17 protein-coding genes are annotated in these 17,705 nt (G+C 44.8%); 10 read left to right on the top strand and 7 right to left on the bottom strand.

Annotated features, from left to right (window positions below; genetic code table 11):
- Window positions 1-81 precede the first annotated feature (81 nt).
- Window positions 82-906, top strand: coding sequence for a DUF2189 domain-containing protein (locus ACO0KZ_RS17155; protein WP_422997442.1), 825 nt, complete (start codon window positions 82-84; stop codon window positions 904-906).
- Window positions 907-992: 86 nt separating this feature from the next.
- Here ACO0KZ_RS17155 and ACO0KZ_RS17150 read toward each other — a convergent pair whose 3' ends face one another.
- The gene (locus tag ACO0KZ_RS17150) at window positions 993-4,334 is read right to left on the bottom strand and encodes a S41 family peptidase (RefSeq protein ID WP_422997440.1); all 3,342 of its coding nucleotides are present in this window, start codon (window positions 4,332-4,334) and stop codon (window positions 993-995) included.
- A 465-nt stretch (window positions 4,335-4,799) separates the two neighbouring features.
- Here ACO0KZ_RS17150 and ACO0KZ_RS17145 point away from each other — a divergent pair, with 465 nt between their 5' ends.
- On the top strand, window positions 4,800-5,711 hold the full coding sequence (locus tag ACO0KZ_RS17145; protein ID WP_422997438.1) for a substrate-binding periplasmic protein: 912 nt from the start codon (window positions 4,800-4,802) through the stop codon (window positions 5,709-5,711).
- Window positions 5,712-5,735: 24 nt separating this feature from the next.
- On the opposite strand, the gene rsgA is transcribed toward ACO0KZ_RS17145, so the two are convergent.
- Genes rsgA through ACO0KZ_RS17130 form a run of 3 tightly spaced genes read right to left on the bottom strand, consistent with a single transcriptional unit; the run spans window position 5,736 to window position 8,337 of the window.
- Entirely contained in the window at window positions 5,736-6,674 is a 939-nt protein-coding gene (gene rsgA / locus ACO0KZ_RS17140; RefSeq protein ID WP_422997436.1) for a ribosome small subunit-dependent GTPase A, read from the bottom strand.
- A 9-nt stretch (window positions 6,675-6,683) separates the two neighbouring features.
- On the bottom strand, window positions 6,684-7,031 hold the full coding sequence (locus ACO0KZ_RS17135; RefSeq protein ID WP_422997434.1) for a 4a-hydroxytetrahydrobiopterin dehydratase: 348 nt from the start codon (window positions 7,029-7,031) through the stop codon (window positions 6,684-6,686).
- Window positions 7,032-7,068: 37 nt separating this feature from the next.
- Entirely contained in the window at window positions 7,069-8,337 is a 1,269-nt protein-coding gene (locus ACO0KZ_RS17130; RefSeq protein ID WP_422997432.1) for a M48 family metallopeptidase, read from the bottom strand.
- Between the two features lie 121 nt (window positions 8,338-8,458).
- Here ACO0KZ_RS17130 and orn point away from each other — a divergent pair, with 121 nt between their 5' ends.
- Window positions 8,459-9,064, top strand: a complete 606-nt coding sequence (gene orn, locus ACO0KZ_RS17125) for an oligoribonuclease (RefSeq protein WP_422997430.1) — start codon at window positions 8,459-8,461, stop codon at window positions 9,062-9,064.
- A 73-nt stretch (window positions 9,065-9,137) separates the two neighbouring features.
- On the opposite strand, the gene ACO0KZ_RS17120 is transcribed toward orn, so the two are convergent.
- Window positions 9,138-9,494 carry an FKBP-type peptidyl-prolyl cis-trans isomerase gene (locus ACO0KZ_RS17120; protein ID WP_422997428.1) on the bottom strand — a complete coding sequence of 119 codons (357 nt, stop codon included), beginning with the start codon at window positions 9,492-9,494 and terminating at the stop codon, window positions 9,138-9,140.
- A 183-nt stretch (window positions 9,495-9,677) separates the two neighbouring features.
- On the opposite strand from ACO0KZ_RS17120, the gene ACO0KZ_RS17115 reads away from it, so the two are divergent.
- From ACO0KZ_RS17115 to ACO0KZ_RS17105, 3 genes are all read left to right on the top strand, one after another.
- Window positions 9,678-10,526 carry an EI24 domain-containing protein gene (locus ACO0KZ_RS17115; RefSeq protein WP_422997426.1) on the top strand — a complete coding sequence of 283 codons (849 nt, stop codon included), beginning with the start codon at window positions 9,678-9,680 and terminating at the stop codon, window positions 10,524-10,526.
- A gap of 48 nt (window positions 10,527-10,574) precedes the next feature.
- A complete protein-coding gene (locus ACO0KZ_RS17110; protein WP_422997424.1) occupies window positions 10,575-11,360 on the top strand; it encodes a competence/damage-inducible protein A in 786 nt (261 codons plus the stop codon).
- Between the two features lie 80 nt (window positions 11,361-11,440).
- Window positions 11,441-12,760 (top strand): TAXI family TRAP transporter solute-binding subunit, encoded by a 1,320-nt coding sequence (locus ACO0KZ_RS17105; protein WP_422997422.1) that lies wholly within the window; start codon window positions 11,441-11,443, stop codon window positions 12,758-12,760.
- 212 nt (window positions 12,761-12,972) lie between these two features.
- Here the strand turns inward: ACO0KZ_RS17105 and ACO0KZ_RS17100 are convergent, their stop codons facing one another.
- Together ACO0KZ_RS17100 and ACO0KZ_RS17095 are read right to left on the bottom strand one after the other, a co-directional pair.
- Window positions 12,973-13,593 (bottom strand): outer membrane beta-barrel protein, encoded by a 621-nt coding sequence (locus tag ACO0KZ_RS17100; protein ID WP_422997420.1) that lies wholly within the window; start codon window positions 13,591-13,593, stop codon window positions 12,973-12,975.
- A gap of 278 nt (window positions 13,594-13,871) precedes the next feature.
- Window positions 13,872-14,084 (bottom strand): DUF3820 family protein, encoded by a 213-nt coding sequence (locus ACO0KZ_RS17095; RefSeq protein ID WP_422997418.1) that lies wholly within the window; start codon window positions 14,082-14,084, stop codon window positions 13,872-13,874.
- Window positions 14,085-14,231: 147 nt separating this feature from the next.
- Between ACO0KZ_RS17095 and ACO0KZ_RS17090 the strand changes: the two genes are divergently transcribed.
- From ACO0KZ_RS17090 to ACO0KZ_RS17075, 4 genes are all read left to right on the top strand, one after another.
- On the top strand, window positions 14,232-15,926 hold the full coding sequence (locus tag ACO0KZ_RS17090) for a M14 family zinc carboxypeptidase (RefSeq protein ID WP_422997570.1): 1,695 nt from the start codon (window positions 14,232-14,234) through the stop codon (window positions 15,924-15,926).
- 45 nt (window positions 15,927-15,971) lie between these two features.
- Window positions 15,972-16,133, top strand: a complete 162-nt coding sequence (locus ACO0KZ_RS17085; RefSeq protein ID WP_422997417.1) for a hypothetical protein — start codon at window positions 15,972-15,974, stop codon at window positions 16,131-16,133.
- A gap of 226 nt (window positions 16,134-16,359) precedes the next feature.
- Window positions 16,360-16,746 (top strand): hypothetical protein, encoded by a 387-nt coding sequence (locus ACO0KZ_RS17080; RefSeq protein WP_422997415.1) that lies wholly within the window; start codon window positions 16,360-16,362, stop codon window positions 16,744-16,746.
- A gap of 162 nt (window positions 16,747-16,908) precedes the next feature.
- Window positions 16,909-17,688 carry a hypothetical protein gene (locus tag ACO0KZ_RS17075; protein WP_422997413.1) on the top strand — a complete coding sequence of 260 codons (780 nt, stop codon included), beginning with the start codon at window positions 16,909-16,911 and terminating at the stop codon, window positions 17,686-17,688.
- Window positions 17,689-17,705: the final 17 nt, after the last annotated feature.

Raw genomic sequence — 17,705 nt, 5'->3', positions numbered from 1 at the left:
GAAAGTGATGGCGTCAAACAATTGCAAGTACAACGCTCAAATACAGTAAGCAAAATAGAAAAAAATAGAACAGGAGACAAAATGAGTGATCCAACTAGTGGGCGCGATGGAGATAGTGCAGCCCCAGATATTCGCATGGTGATAGATCAAAAGAGTGCATTTCCACCGGTAGCCCGGCTTGGTGCTTTTCGTGCATTCCGCTGGTTGTATTTAGGTTGGCAGGATTTTCGTGCTGAACCTATGGCGGGATTGCTTTATGGAATCTGTTTTGCTGCGATGGGCGCGATACTGAAATTGACACTGGCGAATGCACCACAGTACTTATCCGCCTTAACTTGTGGGTTTCTGTTAGTTGGACCACTGCTTGCTTTGGGTTTGTATGACGTTAGCCGCCGTATCGAGAATTTGCGATCTGGAATGTTAGGAAGTGCATTTTCTATGAGTGGTCGTTGGAGTAATATTGGCACGTTCGCCGTGGTTTTGGCCGTGATTATGATGGTTTGGGCGCGTGCTTCACTCATCATTTTTGCCTTGTTTTATAACAAGGGTATGCCAACTATGGAAGGTTTTTTGGCGAAGCTGTTTTCTCTTGAAAATGTCGAATTTTTATTCGTTTATGTTTGCGTAGGTTTTGTTTTTGCCAGTTTGGTGTTTGCGATTAGCTGGGTCTCAATTCCCTTGATGTTGGATAGGGATACCGATGCAATTACGGCCATGATTATCAGTATTGTGGCCTTATTCGTCAACGTACCTTTGACCATGGTGTGGGGTCTGACTATCGTCGCTTTTGTTGTTCTGGGCTTTATGACTTGGAATCTGGGATTCATTATTACGATGCCTATCATAGGACATGCCACTTGGCATGCTTATCGTGAGGTAGTTGGGCCGGCGGATCATCGCAGTTAAATGAAGTACTGATTTGGAATAAAAAATGGCGCAGAGTTTTTTTACTCTGCGCCATTTTTTTCAATTCAAATCTATTGTTATTAGATCTATTTCAGCGGTGGAATTGCCTGTGGCACCAAAGGTTTAATCGGTTGCTCTTTGAGTTTTTTCTGCAGATAATTCAACGCCGTTTCCAATTGTTTATCTTCGCCTTTGAACGTTGCGTTGGGCAGATTGTCGACTTCAATATCTGGTGCGACGCCAACACCTTCAACTAGCCATCGACCATCTTTGACGTCAAACTGTGCATTTTCGGCAGCGCGCACCATACCATTGTCGCTCAAGGTATTTCTATCCGATAACCAAACGCCAGCGCCTGCCGTGCGCTTGCCAACCAAGGGGCCGAGACTGAGTGCTTTTACCCCAGCCGCAAATGTTTCACCATCAGAGTAGGTCAATTCATCAATCAAAACCACCAAATGACCTCGGAAAGTTTGTTGCATATTGGCGTAGGGTTGATTGCCTGCCGATGACCAGAATGCCCATGCTTTGCGCAAGAGTTTTTCTATGATCCAGCTATCAATATTCCCGCCATTATTGCGGCGCACGTCGATAATCAGACCATCACGATCGAAGTTCGCGTAAAAGTCGCGGGCAAAGCTGGCGACATCAGCTGGTCCCATGGCACGCAAATGCAAGTAACCGATCTTGCCATTTGAACTGCTATCGACTTTGCTTGCCAGGCTTTGTTCCCAATCGCTATAGCGCAGGTTGGCCTGCTTCATCATATTGATAGGTGACACCAGAACAGTCTTGCTATTGGTGCCGCGTTTCACTTGCATCAATATTTGTTTGTCGGCCTGATTCAATAAGAGATCGGAAATGTCACGCGCGGCTAATACCTCTTTGCCATTGATGGCGGTGATGATGTCGCCATTTTTGATGTCGAGGTCAGGATTATCCAGGGGCGCGCGTTGTGATGGTAAGTCTGGTTCGCTGCGGTAGATGTGATCGATGCGGTAGCCATCTGCGACTCTGCTGAGCACAGCACCAAGGCCTGCCGCTTGTCCATCAGGTGCTGCACGACGTACATCGCCAGGGCGGACTTGTGAATGCAAAGAGCTGACTTCACTCACCATCAATCCCAGTACGTCATTCAGCTCAGCACGGTCGGTAATGCGATCAACTAAGGGCGCGTATTTGTCACGTACTTTTACCCAGTCCACACCACGCATATTGGTGTCGTACAAGAAATCACGGTGCATGCGCCAGGCATCCATGTACATCTGCTTCCACTCTTGGCGTGGGTTGGAACTGAAACTCCAATCCTCAATTTTCACCTTGGCTTTACTCAGATCGCCAGGGGCTTTTGCCGCCGCATCGACGACGTAAAATTCACCGTTGCCGCTGCCTGTGTGTACAAGTACTCGTTTTTTATCTAGTGACAAATCGAAGTTACGAATACCCGCTGCAAAGACTTCTGCTTGTGGAGCTGTTTTGCTGATCGCCAAGGTTTTTAAATTATTGCGGCTGCGATCATTGGCATCACGCTCCATGAAGTACAAGCGCTTATCATCAGCGATCAAGTGACGATAATTTCCAGCAGCGATTGGTACTTCATATAAACGTTCAGCCAATCCTTGGTACACGATAGCATTGCCAGTTTTTTTCACGGGCGAGGCGTCCGCTCTTTTTCCAGTATCTTTACTAGCTTCTGCGCCTTCTGGTTTTTCGCTTGATTTGTCTGCAGCCTTGTCAGTATTTTTATCACCGTTTTTATCATTATTCTTGCTCAATTCATCGTCAGGCTTAAATGGGAAACGATTGCCTGGTTGCAAAGCTAAAGCGAAGATCCCAGCACGTTTATCGAAATACGTGCCCATATTGCGGTCACCCCAAGGTGCGCCGATGCCGGGTTGAAAATTGCGGTTCGATAAAAAATATAACCATTTGCCGTCGCTGGAGAACGTAGGCGATTCAGATTCATAGCGGTCAGTCGTGACAAAATGGGTTTGCTTACTGTCGATGTCATACAAGCCAATTTGGTTGCGGCCTTGCGAACTATTGCCTCGAACCATCGCTAATGTTTTGCTATCAGGTGACCAGACGATTTCATCGTGTGTGCCATTCCCGCCTTTGGACGCATCATCAATCACCACATTCGATTTTGTCGCGAGATCTAGCAACCAGAGACGGCCGCGTTTATCGATATGCGCTAAATATTTACCATCCGGTGACGGACCCATCGCTAGTCTGTGAGTTTCACCGTCTTTGGTTAATTGCTCCGGCTTACCATTGCCATTTGTTGGGAAGCGCCAGATTTCATTTTCGCCCGTGCTATCAACGAAAGCATAGACATAACGATCATCATGCGAGAACACAGCTTCCCGTGCTCTGGCACCATCAGGTAAACTAATATCGACACGACGCTGTGTGCCAGTGCCCGCGATGCTCATTTGACCGCGTGCGGTGAAGACTAGTTTTTCATCTTTACCTGCGACTTGGACATTAGTCAAAAATTCTAAAGGGTTTTTGATATAGCGTTGGCGCGACTGATCAAAGTCGGAAACCAAGTCAACATTCAGTAATTTATCGCTCGATCCCGCCAAGTCTAGTACATGTAAATTGGCACCTAATTGATAGACGATCTTGCCATCACCTAATTGCGGGTTTCTGACTTCCCATTCCTTATGTTTGGTCACCGCACGCACATCGCTACCGTCTAAATTGGCTGCATAAACATTGTAAGCACCGTCACGGTCGCTTAAGAAATACAGACGGTTTTTCCACAACATAGGGCGGCGGTTATTTGATTTTTCTTTCGCGAAGATATTGACTGCTTCTGCCTTAGCGTTTAAGTCGAATTTCCATAACTGTGCTAAACCACCACCGCGATACATCTTGGCATTGTCGTTACGTGTATGCAGACCGAGGCGGGTGAAATACAAAGTCTTCCCAGATTCATCCAAAGCTGCTTCATTGGCATCGGTGACAGGAAACACCTGGCGTTGCAGATTCTGTGGATTGATTGCAGAGATTACGGTTTGCGCACTCGGTCCGACTTGATTTTGGCTAGTCACCAAGACCTCGCCTTGAGCACTCCAGCCTAACACCGTTACGGCGGTATTTTCAAAGCTGATACGTTTAGGCACACCACCTGCGAGCGGCATCACATACGCCTCTTGCGCACCCTCGTAGTTAGCGGAAAACGCGATCCATTTTCCATCTTGAGAGATCGCCGAGTTAGTTTCCGCGCCCAAATGAGTGGTCAGGCGTTGTGCTGCACCGCCAATGACGCCGACTTTCCATAAGTCGCCTTCTGAAGTGAAAACGATAGAATCAGCGCGGATAGATGGGAAACGGACATAAGCATGATCGTTGGGCGCGGCATAGGCTGAAGCAATCATGCCGCCTAAGGATAAGCTAAAAAGTAGAGAACGAATTTTCATGGTTTTAGGCGGATAGGGTTGAAAAAATGCAAAACGAAAGATTGAGTGATTGTAATAATATTTAATTAGTTCATATAGAGAATATAGTTCGACATCAAAATGTAAGGCTTACATATGTTTCTATTTCTGGCTTTGAACGTGGACTCATTGTTTTGTGATAACAAAACATGCTTGAAATTTTTGTTAATGCATTCAGACCATTTAGCATTGAAATAGTTCTCCAATTGAAAGCAGTGCTCATCAAATAGCTAATTTTTTTGGTGATTATTATTTGATCAGTGTGTATTGCCTGTTAGTTTTCGCTGATGCCTAGCGTAGGCGTGGGCTGGCTTTAGTAACTGCGCTAAAAAATCAAACTAGCGCAAATCACGCTCAAGCTAAGGGAGGAGCTAAATTGAGCATCTATCTAGAGAGTGGAATCAAAGGGGAAATGCGAGCTAAGACTATTTTGACTCAAGCGCATGCTTGAATAGCGGGGCAAGCCATGCGAAGTTGCGTAAAACAGTTTTTATTTTTTGTACTGCAAATAATCTGTGGTTAAATGTACATGTGACCAAAAAAATGACGCTGATGATAAATTTTCGATCTTCTATTATTCTACTTAAGTGTGTATCGACGCTGATTAGATTCATTTCCTCTCTCGTGATTTTGCTGGGATTGAGTTTCTCTGTCCAAGCCGATCAAGCTACGCCAACAATTGTCCTAGTTGGAGAAGACGAATGGTATCCCTACTCAGCCTATAAGGACGGTAAGCTTCAAGGTTTAGCTGTTGATCTGATTGAGGCGGCTTACGCTGCCGTGAACGTGAAAGTGCAATTCAAAACAGCATCTTATTCACGCTGTATGATGCTTGCTGAAAGTGGCCAAGAGTTGGGCTGCTTTGATAGCTTGAAAGATAGCAAACTAAGCAAAACACATTTATTTCATCAAGAGCCGCTATTCACTGCAGAAATTGGGATATATGCACGCGCAAGTTCAACAGAAAACAATATTAAACCTCGAGATTTGCGGGAGAAGCATGTCGGGGTTACCCACGGCTATACTTATTCAGACGAAATCGATGGTAGTCAATTCATTCAGCGGGAAGTGGCACCAACGGACGTATCGAATTTGCGTAAGTTGTTACTTAATCGTTCTGAGTATTCTTTGGTATACACCCGGGTAGTCGACTATCTTGTCAGTAAGTATCCTTCAGAATTCAAAGACAAAGTCCGTCAGGTAGGTAGTCTAAATCAAAGTGAGTTATATCTAAGCTTTTCTAAACATCGCCCAGAGGCAAAGAAATTTGCCAATTTACTCGACCTTGGTTTGCGCAAGATAAAAAAGAATGGAATGTATGCTCAGATAGAGCAGAAGTGGCGCACTCCCCCTCCCTGAACGTCCAGTTCTCAAATTCAAAACTTAGTAACCAATGGTCTGTGCCGCTTCATGCACCAATTGTTTAAATAAATCATGGCGCATGCCACTAATCTGACCACTTTTTACCGCGTCTAAAACCGTACACCCCGGTTCGGTATGGTGATGGCAATTGTAGAATTTGCAGTGTCCAAGATGAGGCAAAAATTCTGGGAATGCACGTTCAAGCATCCCTTCACTCAAATGGTGTAGGCCGAATTCCTGAAAACCGGGCGAATCAATGACATACGTCGGCTTACCCTCATATTCTTCCATCTGAAACAGGCGCGTGAAGGTGGTTGTATGTTTCCCAGTATCTAAAGCCGCTGAGATTTCTCGCGTAGCTATCTCCGCATCAGGAATCAAGAGATTAATCAGCGATGATTTTCCCATCCCGGATTGACCGATTAAGATCGTGCTTTGTCCTTTAATCAATGACAGCATTTTTTCACGGGTCGCTTCAGCTTGTGCTGTGACTGAGACCTCGTGCACCGGATAGCCAAGCGAGGCATATAGGCCGACACGCTCGCGCGCTTTCGGTAAGCTGGTAGTGACGTCAATTTTATTTAGAACGATATGGGCTTTGATGCCCGATGATTCTGATGCGACTAGGGCGCGTGAGATTAAATCATCAGAAAAACTAGGTTCGGTGGCTACTACCACGATCAATTGCGTCAAATTCGCCGCCAGCATTTTTGATTTGTACTGGTCAGAGCGATACAGCAGCGTAGTGCGCGGCACGATGGCTTCGATTACACCTTGATTGGCAGAGGTCATTTGATATTCAACGATATCACCCACTGCAACATCACTTTTTTTACCACGCGTCACGCAGTGTAATTTAATGCCATCAGCTTGAATCAGATAGTGACGACCATGCGCAGCTATCACCGTACCTTGTTCGGTCGGTCCCGATTTCTTTTGCGGAGAAAATTTCTTAGACATGCAGTTCGTTTAACCGAAAGTCTGCGTGAAGATGACGTCGAGCTTGGCAGCACAAATGAAATCATTTTCTGATATACCACCCTTGCCACCATTGACCGTATGCGTGTCAAATTTGACGACGCAACGATTATAAGTGACGACTAATTCTGGATGATGATCTTCCTCGTGTATGGTGTAAGCAATAGCATTCACGAAAGCCAAGGTCTCATAGTAATTTTTGAAGTTATAAGTCTTAACGATACGTGGCCCATCTTGTGCCCAACCGGGTGTTGCGGCGAAGAAGGCAGTCAATTCTTGGTCTTGCAAACCGATTTCAGTGTGGGCGGATTTTTTTGCTAAGAGATCAGATGTTTTCATAGAATTTTTTGGATAATGAGTTGTTTGTGACTACGACTTAAGCCAAGGCTTGCTGATGTAAATGTGCAATCCGGATTGATGCTGGCGGATGCGAGTCATAAAAGGCAGAATGTACAGGATCCGGCGTTAAAGTTGAGGCATTATCTTCATATAGTTTGACCAGAGCCGACACCAGGTCATTTGCGTTCGTATGTTTCACCGCAAAGGCATCGGCTTCGAATTCATGTTTGCGTGAACTGATGGACGTTATAGGCGAAAGTATGAAAGTAAAGACGGGCAAGGTTAGCATGAATAAAATCAAAGCCATTGCACTATTCGATGACGCAAAGGAAATAGGATCGACGCTTAAGCCAGTGTAAAACCAAATTTGTTGTTTCAAATAACCGAGCAAAGCCAAGAATCCCAGCGATACTGCGAACATCACCACCATACGTTTGACGATGTGCTTAAGTTTAAAATGGCCGAGCTCATGCGCCAAGACAGCTTCTACTTCTTGAGGTGCCAGACGTTCGATCAAGGTATCAAAAAACACGATGCGTTTGGTTTTTCCAAAGCCAGAAAAATAAGCATTACCATGCGCACTGCGTTTTGATCCATCCATGACAAATAAGCCGCTGGAGGCAAAACCTACGCGTTGCATTAATCCTTCTATGCGGGTGCGCAAAGCCTCATCGGCGAGTGGCGTGAATTTGTTAAATAAGGGCGCAATCCAAGTCGGGAAAATCAACATCATCAAGAGCTGAAATCCGCTAAAGACTAGCCAAGCGTACAGCCACCACAAATTGCCAGACTTATCCATTAGGCTTATGACGACCCAAACTAAAGGTAAGCCAATTGCTGCCCCGATTACGCTGCTTTTGATCATGTCTGTGAAAAATAGCTTCAAAGTCATTTTATTGAAGCCAAATTTTTCTTCCAAGACGAATTGGCGGTATAGCTCGAATGGCAAATCAATTGCACCGCTGATTAACGTAAATGCGACTAGCAAGCTGAGCTGGTAGCTCATGCCGTTACCTAACCATTGAAACAAAGTCGCCGCGAGCAATTGCAAGCCGCCGAATAGCGTAAAACCAAGCAAGACCAAAACGCTGACGAATAAAGAAATCAATCCAAAGTGAGTTTTAGCTATGGTGTAGTCAGCCGCTTTTTGATGTGCTTCTAAACTTATTTTCTCTGCGAACTCAGCAGGAACCGCTGAGCGATGCCTGGCCACGTGACGCAATTGGCGAGACGATAGCCAAAATTGCAAACTTACTGTAATGCCAAGAAAAACAACGAATAAAACCGAAAACGTATATGAATTCATGGGAAAATGCTGCTTTATCAGAAAAATGTTTAAGGCAATTATTTTTTAATCACTATTGATCGATTAGAAAATGAAGCCAAATAATATTAAATAATGCCAAGTTAAGGTTCTAGGAAGAATTATGTCACAAGAGAGCAATGTTCAAGTAAATGAAACCACGAGCGTGGTGCTGGCCAAACCAGCGAAACCCAATGAGATGAATTTGATTTGGGTTGATATGGAGATGACAGGCCTCGATCCCGATACCGATAAAATCATTGAAGTGGCGGTCGTCGTGACAGATATGCAATTAAATGTCTTGGCAGAAGGTCCGGTATTTGCAATTCATCAATCCGATGAAGTTTTAGACAAAATGGACGCCTGGAATAAAGGTACACACGGACGTTCCGGTCTGATCGACAAAGTCAAAGCGTCTGCCGTAACCGAAGCTGATGCGGAGAAGGCCCTGATAGAATTTTTGAGAGCCTATGTACCAGCGGGCAAATCACCGATGTGCGGCAATACGATTTGCCAGGATCGCCGCTTTATGTTTCGTGGTATGCCAAAACTGGAAGCCTTCTTCCATTATCGTAACTTGGATGTGTCAACCTTGAAAGAATTGTGCCGTCGTTGGAAACCGGCTCTATCTAGCGGCTTCAAGAAACATCAAAAACACACGGCGCTGGCCGATATCATTGAGTCCATCGAAGAGTTGAAATACTATCGCGAGCACTTTATTAAGGAGTAATTCTGGCATAAGCTTGCCGTCAACGTGAAAAGGCTGACGATGTCAGCCTTTTTTTATTGTGGCAGTAATTAACTTAAACGCCCAACAATTCCACCTCAAAAATCAAAGTTGCATTTGGTGGAATCACGCCACCAGCGCCGCGTGGGCCGTAGCCCAGGGCTGCTGGAATCGTGAGTACACGAGTGCCACCGATTTTCATACCTTGTACGCCTTCGTCCCAGCCTTTGATGACCTGACCCGCACCTAGCGCGAATTCGAAAGCATCGTTGCGATCTTTGCTTGAATCAAATTTCTTACCCGCGCTACCATCTGGATTTTGCAACCAGCCTGTGTAATGTACCAATACATTTTTTCCGGCGGTGGCTTCGGCGCCAGTGCCTTCTATTTTATCTTCATATTGCAAGCCGCTGACGGTAGTGATCGCTGACATAGTTTTTCCTTAAACGTAATGAGAGGGAAGAAAATTGCGTAATCAATCAATTTTCGCTAGCCGGTATTTTAGTCGAAAATAGTGGTAACCGCCTAAGTACTAACGAAGAGGTGCTTGCCGCATTTGCAAGGTAGAATAGCGTTTCGGTCTTTTACTTTGCTCGCTATCTCAAAGGTTGTTACGATGCATTTACAAGAAGTGATGCGCTCATGGACGCGCGCCTTGGCAGCACAATTTCGTTTCAAGATTCTTCTCTTAAGCCTGATTCCTCTGGTGATTTCACTGTGCTTGTGGGGAGGCTTGATGGCGTGGCGTTTGCAGGCGCTGTTTGATTTTATTCAAAGCTATTTCTCTGAGCATAATGGTTTTTCATCTGCTAGTAGCATATTAAATTCGCTGGGTTTGCTGGCTTTGAAAACTGTGATCGTCCCATTGCTGGCTATGTGGACACTATTACCCTTGATGATCATGAGTTGTTTGGTTTTTATCGGTATTTTGGTGATGCCCGGTATCGCGAAGCACGTTGGTGCCAGAGATTATCCTACGCTGGAAAAACGTCAAGGCGGTTCTTTCTTCGGTGGTTTTGTTTTCTCACTCGGATCGCTGTTCTTGTTCGTATTTGCCTGCGTTGCGACTTTACCCTTAATCTTCTTTCCACCTGTTTATGTATTGGTACAGCCATTGTTGTGGGGATGGTTGACATATCGCATTATGAGTTATGACGCGTTAGCGAGTTTTGCTGATTCTGAAGAGCGTAAGACTTTGGTAGCAACACATCGTCCTGCATTGCTAGTGATTGGTTTAGTGGCTGGCTGGGTTGGTAGCTTGCCTTCGATGTTGTGGATGGGCGGCGCGATGTCCATGGCTTATGTCGCGTTCTTTCCTTTTTTCGTAAGTATGGCGATTTGGATGTACTTGGTTATATTTATTTTTACTGGTCTGTGGTTTCAATATTACTGCTTGGCCGCATTACAAAAAATGCGTCAGGAAAAATTGGAGCAGGAAGTTTTTGTAGAGCGCATTGCTACCTAGCTACCTAATGTGACTGCGTTATATTGATCAAGAAATGTGGAGCAAATTATGGCAATAGGACTCATCATTATCGGCGATGAAATTTTATCCGGAAAACGTATCGATCAGCATTTACCGAAAGTCATAGAGCTGTTGAAAGAACGTGGTTTAAGTCTAGATTGGGCAGAGTACGTCGGGGATGATCGTGCTCGGATTACGGCAACTTTGCAGCGTAGTTTTGCGAGTGGTGACATTGTTTTTAGCACAGGCGGTATTGGTGCTACTCCCGATGATCATACTCGACAATGTGCGGCCGCTGCATTGGATCTGGATATTGTTTTGCATCCCGAAGCGAAAGCTTTGATTCATCAGCGTATTCTAGAAATGAATTTGACACTGGACATGCCAACGGCCTTGGATGGTCCCGATTATTGGCGTCGTTTGCAAATGGGTGAGTTCCCGCAAGGCGCTGCCATTATTCCGAATCCTTTCAATAAGATTCCCGGCTTTGCGATTCGCGAACATTATTTTGTGCCGGGTTTTCCTGTTATGGCTTGGCCTATGATTGCCTGGGTTTTAGATACCTATTACGCACATTTATTTCACCAGCAAGCGAAAGACGAAAAAGCGGTTGTAGTGTTCGAAGTTGCTGAGTCTTCGTTAACCCCAATGATGGAAGCTTTGGAGTTGAAATACCCCTTGATCAAAGTATTTAGCCTACCTAGTGTCGGAAGCGAAACGGTACGTCGTCACATAGAGTTAGGTGTTAAAGGTGAGCCAGCGCAAGTCGCGTCAGCCTTTGCTGAGATGCTCTTGGCCTTAGATCAGTTTCATGCGGAATATAGTCCCGCGTAAATGGGCATTGTCCTTGTCTGGCACGCAAATTCGAGTATCGCTTACGGCTTGTTGATCAATGCTGTTGAATTGGAATGACTATGTCGAAAATTAAATTTACGCTGTTTTCCATTAAGGATGCCCTATTTGCATTTGGCCCTATTGTACTTATGGTGATCGCCGTCATTGCTGCAGGGTTTTATCTGGTTGATCCAGCACCAGGACGTACTTTGGATTTTAGTGCAGGGCAGGACAATACCGCGTATCAGGAATTTGCGGCCAAATACGCAGAGGAATTAGCTAAAAATCAGATCAAGTTACGTATCCATAAATCACAAGGCTCTCAAGAAAATCTACATCAAATCAGTGATTCTGAATCTGTGATCGATATCGGTTTCGTGCAAAGCGGATCGACCAATCAAGCTGATGCCGAAGCACAGGGTTTGGTTTCGCTCGGCAGTTTATTTTATGAGCCTATCTGGATTTTCTATAAGAACAAAAAAGAGTTTACCAGCCTGGAAGAGTTAAAGGGGAAGCGCGTGAATGTCGGACCCGATGGCTATGGCGTGCGCCGTTTATTTAAACAAATCCTCTCAGTAAATAATTTGGAGGAAACAGACATACAAATGCAGCAACTAGAGAGTACACCCGCTACGGTTGCTTTTGTCGAAGGAAAGCTCGATGTCTTAGTAATGAGCTCTGCATCGGATTCATTGCTGGTGCAAATGCTGTTGCAGACACCAGGCGTCAAATTATTTGACTTTGTTCAGGCAGAGGCATACACGCGGCGTTTTCCTTTTTTATCGCACGTCGTTCTGCCGCGCGGTATTGTGGATTTGGGGCGTGATATCCCAGCGCGTGATTATCATTTGATTTCGCCGACTGCAACCTTAGTGGCGCACGAAAGCCTGCATCCTGCTTTGATTAGTTTGTTTTTGCAGGCAGCAAAAAAAATTCATGGTGGTGCGAATTGGTTTAGTAAGCAGGGAGAATTTCCCTCCGATCGATATACTGAAATTACTGTTGAAAAGCAGGCTGAAAAATTCTATAAAAATGGGCCACCATTTTTGCAACGCTACTTGAGTTTTTGGATGTCTAATTTTTTGGAGAGGATGTGGGTGGTGCTATTGACTTTGGGGGCGCTCGCATTACCCTTGTCCAAAATAATTCCACCATTGTATGTGTGGCGTATTCGTTCCCGCATCTATCGTTGGTACGGTCAGCTAAGGGCGGTTGAACACGCAATCGACGAAGCCACACCTAAGCAACGTAAACAAATAGCACAAGAACAGTTGCAACGATTAGATGAGATAGAACAAAAAGTGAATCATATTTCGATTCCACTCTCATATGCGGAAGAGCTGTATGGCTTGCGTAGCCATATACAGTTTGTACGTAAGCGAGTTATGGGGGGCGTTTAACCCCATCAGCACAGAGACACACGAAATTGTAAGACGGAGGGGAGTATCTTACTTTTTCACAGGTAGTGTGTGTCTCTGTACGTCAGTGGTCCTTGCGATTGGGCTTAAAGAAAGCACGAGTTTTTTCAAAACATCGGCATTCCTACTTTTTTCACTCCAACTAAATTTGCTATTCAGACTAGTCCCGTAATGATAAGTTCAAATCAAATTGTCTAGTATTTGTAAGCTACGCCTAGTGAATACATATTGTTAATTGTCTTGTTGCTGTTTGTGCTGCTGTATTTGCTTGGTAATCGATCCCAATCTGCAGTCAGGCTGATATTTTTGGTCAGGGAGTAGCGTAATCCTAAACCCAAAGCAGGTATAAACCATGCTTTCTCAGAACCACTACCGCCGCTGGCGAAATCGACTGAGCCGCGGGCATAGCTGGTGCCGATACGACTTACCACTCCAAACTCATCCGTACCTATATCGACTTTGTAAAAAATGCCAGCCCCGCTAGTTTTTCCTATACCGTTTTTCAATCCAGATGTAGTACTAAAGCTGCCTTTGGTATCGCCTATTTGATATAGCATGCCTTCAACACTTTGCGAGAGGCTGAATCCGTTATAAGGAGTGATAGCAAAGGTGTATCCACCGTAAATTTTTCCTGTGCTTTTACTGGCGCGCTCGCAAACTGCGCCGGCCGCGCAATTTAAGTTTGAATTCGTACGAACGCCCCAGGCAGTACCGAGATACGTGTCTGCAGCATGTGCGTTAGCGGTGAACGCCATCGCACCGAGAGACGCTGCAATTGCTAAGGTAGCGGAAATAGTGCGTTTGAATGTAGACATTGCATCCTTTTTGGCAGAACAAAAATGATTTGTTACTTTGAATTGAAGTGTCGTAAAAAACTATGTAGAGCTTGATGCGGATGGTTTTTTGTGTGCTTCAACTTGGAACGGAGTGTCCGCATTTGCGGGCTTGAATGCCAAATTTAGTTGGCGAGGCTCGTCAGGCGGGATGCTGGGTATTGTGAATTGCTACTTTGCCCAAGAAAGGAACTTTTTGGGATTGGTTTAAAGCTAGATTGAAGTGAAACTCATACATCTGGGTTTATGAGTAGCCGAAGTTAGCGACTTCGCAAAGGTGTGAGTAGCTCTCGCAAATCGTTATGATCAATCTCATACATGATTTCTAGCAGACGCCCGATGTCACCACGGGGGAAACCTTCGCGCGCAAACCAGCCTAAATAGGGTCCAGGCAAGTCGGCTAAGATACGCCCCTCATATTTGCCAAAAGGCATCGTTTTTGTAACTAGTAGGATTAAATCTTCTGTTTGCATAAAGCCTGTTTCGTTGAATGGGACTAAGCGTTTTGTTTAGTGCTATTTGTTCTGAGAGTTGCTTGGTATTTCGTCAAAAATTTTGAACTGTCGATGCTACAATCCTTGCCATCCTTTTTATTCTATAGAAACTCGGTCCACATGAACATGCCATCTACGCGCGCTTATCCGACTCCTTACGAACTCGGCAATCAAAATCAAACCACGATTTGGGAAGACTGCATTCTTTTCTATCAAAAACTGGCACTAGATTTCCCGAAGATTTTGCGCTTTCAACAAATTGGTTTGGCCGACGGTGGTATGCCTATGCACGCTGGCTTGATAACTGCCGATGGCGTGTTTGATAGAGCGGTTTTAAAGGCAGAGGGGCGGCCAGTATTTTTTAATAATAATGGTATCCATCCTGGCGAACCTGAAGGTATTGATGCTTGTATGGCATTAGTGCGTGATTTTTGCTTGCAGCCTGAGCGTTTAGCTGCCTTAGGAAAAACCGTTTTTTTGTTCATTCCTATCTATAACGTTGATGGTTGTTTGAATCGTCAAAATACCTCGCGCGTTAATCAGGACGGGCCTGAACTGTTTGGATTCCGTGCCAATAGTCGCAACCTGGATTTGAATCGTGATTTCATTAAGTGCGATAGTCTCGCTGCGCAAGTTTTTAATCAATTCTTTACGATGTGGGATCCCGACGTGATGGTTGATACGCACACTTCAAACGGTGCTGATTACAGTTACACCATGACTTTGATTCAAACGCAGGCAGACAAATTGGGAGATGGTTTAGGTCCCTTCTTGCGCAAGACGATGCTGCCAGAAATTTACCGTGAAATGGAGCAGCGTGGCTGGCCCACTTGCCCCTATGTGAATCCGGTGAAAGTGACACCGGATGACGGCATAGAGGACTTTCTAGAAGTGCCGCGCTTCTCGACTGGCTTTGCGGCCTTGCATCACACCATAGGATTTATGCCGGAAACGCATATGTTAAAGCCTTATGCAGATCGTTATGATTCTATGCGCGCCTTAGTGGAAGTGGTGCTTGATTTTACGATCACGCACGCGCTTGAAATTCAATCATTGCGTAGCCAAGCACGCGCAACGGCAGTAAAAAAAACGCAGTGGCCTGTGACGTGGAAAGCTGATCGTTCGACGCCATCAAGCTTCCGGTTTAAGGGGTATCAAGCCGTGTATAGTCCGAGCAAGATTGGCAACTACCAACGCTTGTCGTATGACCGCAATCAGCCTTGGGAAAAAGACATCGCTTACTACGATAATTTTGTAGAAGACGTCGTCGTGCAAGCCCCAAAAGCGTATTTGATTCCTCAGGCATGGCGCGAGGTGATCGCCCGCTTAACTTGGAATGGCTTGAACTTGCAAAGGTTAGACGTGAATCAGGAATTGCAGGTGCAAACCTATCATATTCAGACCGTGACATCGCGAGAGAATGCTTACGAAGGCCATATGTTTCATCATGATATGAAGTTGGTGCAGCAGACCGAAAGAGTACAAGCATATGTCGGCGATTACATATTGTATTTGAATCAGCCGAATGCGCGTTATGCGGTAGAAACTTTGGAACCACAGGCGCATGATAGCTTCTTCCGTTGGGGATTTTTTAACAGTGTTTTGGAAAAGAAAGAAGCGTTTTCAGATTACGTATTCGAAGACAGCGCCTATGACATGCTGCAGACCGAGCCGGAATTGGCGGAAAAGTTTAGCGTATGGAAAACGCAAAATCCTGAGTTGTTAAATAATCAGGACGCCGTGTTGAATTTTATTTTTGCTAATGGCAAACGTTTCCATGAGCCAGAATGGCGTCGTTACCCGATTTTTTCCATCGTATAGCTTAATTTGGGCAATTTTTTTGTGGATATCGTTTTTTTTGAATATATGCAGCAGCCACATTTCTGGATCGCGCGCGATGAAGATGGGTATTGGTTGGTGCCTGCCAAACACTATGGTTGGCAAGAACGCTCTCCCTTTGTCGGGCGGGTGAGTCATTTACAACCACTGCGTGATTTTGATGGAATAGATATCGGTCTTCCGGACTAGTTTATTTGCGTATTTTATGGATTGTTTGATATTAAATGAATCGCGATTGTTTTTATTGGTTGTCAAAAGCATTCGATTCTGTCGTAAAACTTAAACAGTCTATTTGTCGGAATTTTAACTTCTAAATAATTTTACTGATTTTTGTTATTTAGTGCTTTGCAGCTTAGGATAAACTCACTAAAATCAAGTCGTTAGACAAAATGGTTTGTCGAATTAGGAGACTCAAATGAAGAAAATTTTTATTAGTGCATGCGTAAGTTTGGCATTGATTGGCAGCGCTTCTGCAGTTGAAGCGGCAAAACCAGTTGATACTAGTGTAGATGGTATTTTTACTGCTTTGTCGACTAGCCGTAACTTGCAAAAAACAGTGGATCAACTAATTGCCAATGGTGCTAATCATCATTCTGTGATCTCTATAGCTGCAGCAGCGGGTATTCCACAATCGAAGATCATGAAACTGCAAGTTTGCGTGAATTCTGTTTCTGCTGATTCCACAACTTTGGGTGCAACTTGCATGCGCCCAAAAACTGTGATGACAGCCTATGAAAGTGGCTTGAACGATCCTTTGAGTTATTTGCCAGCGACAGCTGCAGGTAAAAAAGCGAAGAAGTAATCGCTCATATAATTAAAAAAGCAGCTTCGGCTGCTTTTTTTTCGCCTGCCAAAATTGCCGGAGCGTTATTCGGTGCGATTTGGATATCAACAGTAAATACAAATAGTAAGTACAAGATGCTTTCAGTTACAATCATTGACTTCCATTCTATGTATTTTTTACATGTTTAAATTCATCCGTATTTTTATTTTGCTGTGTATTTTGGCGGTAGTTAGCTTTTCCAGTTACCGCGCTCGGGTTGAGTCGGTGGAGTGGAAATACACTTTGTTGGTGAACATTTATCCAATTAATGGTGACGCTAGTCCCGCTGCAGAGGATTACATTCGAACTCTGAGGGTGGAAGAATTTAAGCCAATTGAAGACTTCATGCGAAAAGCTGCAGATCAATATGGTAAAGCTAGCAGTGCTGGTGTTGAGGTTCGTCTGCAGCCTCGCCTACAAGAAGCACCACCCGCTCCGCCAGAAGAGCTGAGTGGATTGAAGGTGATGTGGTGGAGTCTGAAGTTTCGTTGGTGGGCTTACCGTCATGCCAAGGTAATAGGGCCAGGGCCGCAGGTACGTTTGTTCGTGCAATATTTTGATCCACATAAGAACCGCTCTCATAGCTCGACCGCTTTGCAGCAAGGTCTCATAGGAAGTGTCAATGTTTTTGCCAGTAAAGAGATGAGCGCTAAGAATAATGTCATTATTACGCATGAGTTTTTGCATACCTTGGGTGCGACCGATAAATACGATAGAAGTAATGATATGCCTAGTTTTCCAGATGGTTACGGCGAACCGCAAAGGTCGCCTTTGTTTCCGCAGCGTTATGCCGAAATTATGGGTGGACGCATAGTGCTTTCGTCGTCCGATGCGGTGATGCCTATAGATTTTCGACAAGTGTTGATTGGTACCAAGACCGCCCAGGAAATTAATTTTTTGCCTAAGCCAAAATCGGATTAATTTCGATAGTCTAGAAA

Origin of the sequence: Undibacterium sp. Di24W (assembly GCF_049340325.1) — a bacterium.
Classification (GTDB): domain Bacteria; phylum Pseudomonadota; class Gammaproteobacteria; order Burkholderiales; family Burkholderiaceae_D; genus Undibacterium.
This window is presented reverse-complemented; position numbering and strand designations above follow the sequence as displayed.

What these genes read in the sequence shown, in the direction of transcription:
- ACO0KZ_RS17075 (WP_422997413.1), top strand. Translation starts at nt 16,909, where the DNA reads ATGTTTAAATTCATCCGTATTTTTATTTTGCTGTGTATTTTGGCGGTA.
- ACO0KZ_RS17080 (WP_422997415.1), top strand. Translation starts at nt 16,360, where the DNA reads ATGAAGAAAATTTTTATTAGTGCATGCGTAAGTTTGGCATTGATTGGC.
- ACO0KZ_RS17110 (WP_422997424.1), top strand. Translation starts at nt 10,575, where the DNA reads ATGGCAATAGGACTCATCATTATCGGCGATGAAATTTTATCCGGAAAA.
- rsgA (WP_422997436.1), bottom strand. Translation starts at nt 6,674, where the DNA reads ATGTCTAAGAAATTTTCTCCGCAAAAGAAATCGGGACCGACCGAACAA.
- ACO0KZ_RS17135 (WP_422997434.1), bottom strand. Translation starts at nt 7,031, where the DNA reads ATGAAAACATCTGATCTCTTAGCAAAAAAATCCGCCCACACTGAAATC.
- orn (WP_422997430.1), top strand. Translation starts at nt 8,459, where the DNA reads ATGTCACAAGAGAGCAATGTTCAAGTAAATGAAACCACGAGCGTGGTG.
- ACO0KZ_RS17090 (WP_422997570.1), top strand. Translation starts at nt 14,232, where the DNA reads ATGCCATCTACGCGCGCTTATCCGACTCCTTACGAACTCGGCAATCAA.
- ACO0KZ_RS17120 (WP_422997428.1), bottom strand. Translation starts at nt 9,494, where the DNA reads ATGTCAGCGATCACTACCGTCAGCGGCTTGCAATATGAAGATAAAATA.
- ACO0KZ_RS17155 (WP_422997442.1), top strand. Translation starts at nt 82, where the DNA reads ATGAGTGATCCAACTAGTGGGCGCGATGGAGATAGTGCAGCCCCAGAT.
- ACO0KZ_RS17130 (WP_422997432.1), bottom strand. Translation starts at nt 8,337, where the DNA reads ATGAATTCATATACGTTTTCGGTTTTATTCGTTGTTTTTCTTGGCATT.
- ACO0KZ_RS17115 (WP_422997426.1), top strand. Translation starts at nt 9,678, where the DNA reads ATGCATTTACAAGAAGTGATGCGCTCATGGACGCGCGCCTTGGCAGCA.
- ACO0KZ_RS17095 (WP_422997418.1), bottom strand. Translation starts at nt 14,084, where the DNA reads ATGCAAACAGAAGATTTAATCCTACTAGTTACAAAAACGATGCCTTTT.
- ACO0KZ_RS17085 (WP_422997417.1), top strand. Translation starts at nt 15,972, where the DNA reads ATGCAGCAGCCACATTTCTGGATCGCGCGCGATGAAGATGGGTATTGG.
- ACO0KZ_RS17105 (WP_422997422.1), top strand. Translation starts at nt 11,441, where the DNA reads ATGTCGAAAATTAAATTTACGCTGTTTTCCATTAAGGATGCCCTATTT.
- ACO0KZ_RS17150 (WP_422997440.1), bottom strand. Translation starts at nt 4,334, where the DNA reads ATGAAAATTCGTTCTCTACTTTTTAGCTTATCCTTAGGCGGCATGATT.
- ACO0KZ_RS17100 (WP_422997420.1), bottom strand. Translation starts at nt 13,593, where the DNA reads ATGTCTACATTCAAACGCACTATTTCCGCTACCTTAGCAATTGCAGCG.